The sequence below is a fragment of the Campylobacter coli LMG 9860 genome, from assembly GCF_000254135.1.
Lineage (GTDB): Bacteria > Campylobacterota > Campylobacteria > Campylobacterales > Campylobacteraceae > Campylobacter_D > Campylobacter_D coli.
The window spans coordinates 1-3,012 of record NZ_AINS01000007.1 but is presented as its reverse complement, the minus strand read 5'-3'; the positions used below and the strand labels follow the sequence as shown (position 1 = coordinate 3,012).

Annotated in this window: 7 protein-coding genes; all 7 read right to left on the bottom strand. The window is 25.9% G+C overall.

Annotated elements, in window-relative coordinates; genetic code table 11:
• Positions 1-200 (bottom strand): hypothetical protein (locus tag CCO88_RS10790; RefSeq protein WP_002791556.1); only part of this gene is annotated, 200 nt, incomplete at its 3' end.
• 4 nt (positions 201-204) lie between these two features.
• Positions 205-429, bottom strand: a complete 225-nt coding sequence (locus tag CCO88_RS01370; protein WP_002790621.1) for a plasmid mobilization protein — start codon at positions 427-429, stop codon at positions 205-207.
• 2 nt (positions 430-431) lie between these two features.
• Positions 432-1,118, bottom strand: a complete 687-nt coding sequence (locus tag CCO88_RS01365; protein ID WP_002791558.1) for an AAA family ATPase — start codon at positions 1,116-1,118, stop codon at positions 432-434.
• Positions 1,119-1,209: 91 nt separating this feature from the next.
• A complete protein-coding gene (locus CCO88_RS01360; RefSeq protein WP_002782959.1) occupies positions 1,210-1,605 on the bottom strand; it encodes a conjugal transfer protein TraM in 396 nt (131 codons plus the stop codon).
• Between the two features lie 64 nt (positions 1,606-1,669).
• On the bottom strand, positions 1,670-2,137 hold the full coding sequence (gene lepB, locus CCO88_RS01355; RefSeq protein WP_002814358.1) for a signal peptidase I: 468 nt from the start codon (positions 2,135-2,137) through the stop codon (positions 1,670-1,672).
• Between the two features lie 4 nt (positions 2,138-2,141).
• Positions 2,142-2,825: a Fic/DOC family protein gene (locus CCO88_RS01350; RefSeq protein WP_002839120.1), complete on the bottom strand. Its 684-nt coding sequence runs from the start codon at positions 2,823-2,825 to the stop codon at positions 2,142-2,144.
• The coding region (locus CCO88_RS10435) for a hypothetical protein (RefSeq protein ID WP_002796208.1) at positions 2,818-3,012 on the bottom strand (195 nt) is incomplete at its 5' end. The genes CCO88_RS10435 and CCO88_RS01350, both read right to left, overlap by 8 nt.

Sequence of the window (3,012 nt, the reverse complement as noted above, 5' to 3'; positions counted from 1 at the left end):
TAATTTAATATATATTTTGAGTATGCAAAAAAAGCAAAGCATTCTGCGATAATAAATATAGAATTGTAAGTTATGATAAATCTAAAATCAAAATATTTCAAGCTCGTTTTAATAACTGCTATATGTGATTTTATTATAAATATAATCATTGCATGAATTGCAACAAATATGAATATTTTGCTAATTATATCTAAAAACATTTTTCTACTCCTTTCTAAAAATTTTAAATCTTACATAAGAATTTAAGCTTAAGCCCATTGAATGAGCCTCTTGATTTAAAATTTGGTATTCTTCTTCTGTAAAATTTATCATAAGCTTTTTATTTCTTTTTGCATTTCCTGTTTTTGCATTTCCTGTTTCTCCACGAGCAGAATTAACAAAATCATTTTCATTTTTTGGTGCTTCTGAACTTAGTTTTTTAAATCCCATTATTATACTCCTAATTTTTCATTTGCTATTTTTAAAAGTTCTTGGTAAAAGTTTTCAAAGTCATTTAAAGCTTTGTCGTTTTTATCGCAAAATTCTTTCATGCTTTTACCTTCTATTACTGCTTTGCGATAAGCTTGTCTTTCATAGATTACGCTTTCAAGCATTATTACTCTATCTAAGCCCTTTTCTTTTTTAGCTTCGTTAATGTATTCTTTTAAATTTTCTAATTCTTTTGCTAAAAAAGGATTAGGTGAAACCCTATTGACTAAAACCAAAGCCAATAAATTAGGATTAATTTCAATCACTTCATTATAAATTTCTAGCATATGATCTAGCACATTAACATCGTATTGACTTGGAATTGTAGGAATGATAATGATATTTGATGAAAGTATAGCTTTTCGCATTTCTTTACTATCCCTACCGCCTGTATCAACTATAATGCTATCAAAAGCATTTTTCATTCTTTTAATCTCATCACCTAAACTAATGCCTGTTTTCGAAACATTTGAAAATAAAGGCTCTAAATTTGATTGACTTCTCATATCCGAAAAAACTTCAGTCGATTTTTGCGGATCTGCGTCAATAAGTAAAACATTGTCTCCATCTTCGGCTAATCTTGCGGAAAGATTTACTGCTAATGTAGTTTTACCACTCCCGCCTTTTTCATTTACTATGGATATAATCATAATAAAACCTTGTTTTTAGTTTAAATTAAAATAATATCATAATAATATCATAATAATATTAATACAATATTAAAAGAATAATAAAATAATATTATATTATGATACCTATGATTAAACCAACAAGAAGAAAAATAATTTGGCTAGCAATAGCGATAATCCAAAAATTAATATTTGTATTTTTCTTTTCTTTGGTGTCTTCTGTTTTTTCTTGTGATGCCTTAATTGTGTTTTGATTTGTCTGTGCTTGTATTAAAATATCTTTTAAAGCTTCTTGATTGTTTTTGCTATATTCTCTTATTTCATTCAATATATTGAATTTATAGCTTTCTAAATCTGTTTTGTGTTTTATAAAGAGTAGATCTATTTTTTTTAAAAAATCATCAAAGATGATTTCATTTGCACTAACGACTGCAAGTATAGGATCATTTTCATCTAGGATTATATGGTGTTTTTTTGCAATTTCTTCAATAAGTTCTTTTTTATTCATTTTATTTTCCTTTTATGATATTATTTTGATATTAAATAATTAATATTTTAATATTATATTAATATTAAAATGATATCATTAATTTAACTTTTTTTACTTCATTTTGGAGTATATTAACAACTCCAAAATACCTACTATCATAACTTTTTATATTTTCGCCTATTACAAAAAGTTCATTTTCTTTTAATTTGCGTTTAAAGGGTTTAAATTCTAGTAAATTACCTTCGCTATCAAATGAAAAAATTTTAGAATTAGGCAAAAGACTTTCATTAATAAAAACACCTTGCGTGTTAACTTCTACAAAATCGCCATTTACTGCGATAATCTTTTTTAATAAAATTTCTTTCTTTTGTGGTATTTTTAAAAGCACAATATCGTTTTTGTTTAAAGTGGAAGAGTTAATCTCTTTGTATAAGCCCAAAGGCATTGATCTTGTATAATTAAAATGAAAACCACCAAAATAAAAAATAAGATATGAGAGTATTAAAAGAAACGCAAAAGAAAAGGCAAATATCGCAATGGCTTTTCTCATAGTATTATAACGACATTCCTTTATTTTGCTCCAAATCTAAATTTTGTCTAAAGTTTTTTAGATTGTCTTTAATTAAAGCCTCCAATCTTCCAGGTTTTAATTGTGAAGCTTCTACGCAAGCATGTATCATTTTATGCTTAGAAATTAAATTTAAATCAAGTTTATAACCTGCATTTTTAGCTAATTCATTTAAAAATATTCTTTGAGTTCTGCCGTTACCTTCTCTAAAAGGGTGTAAAGCATTGATTTCGCCCATAAATTTTGCTAAATTTTTTGCAAAATGATTTAGATCTTTGGAGTTTTTTAGATAATTATTTTTTGCAAGTTCATCAAAAATTATTTTAGAGTATTTATCTAACTCTTTTCCAGGAACAAAATTAATAATTGCTCCATTGGGTGCATATTTTGCAAATTTTTCTTTTAGCCCCATTTGCATTCTATCTTGTCCCGCCCAAGTATAAACATCTTCAAAAAGTGCTTTATGTATATCTTTTAAATGCTGATAATCAAAATTGCCTTTAATTGGATTAAGCTCTAATTTTTTAGCGGCTTGTAGAGTTATTATTCTTTCTTTTTTATTTAACTCTATTAAATTTGTTGCGCCTACTAAATTAGAAGCTAAAAGTTGTCTATCAAAATCATTTTTAGGAATACCATCATCTAAAAATTTCAAAACTTTATCAATCATTTACACCCCACTCTTTTTTATATTCGGCGATTATTTCATCAGGTGTTTTTTCTTGTTTATCTACTTTTATGAGATTTATAATGTCTTCTTCATTTGCAAACATATTCTCAATAGCAAATCCACAAATAATAGATTTATTTTGCTCATATTGCTCTTTGGTTAAATCATCTTTATATTTTTTAAGTAT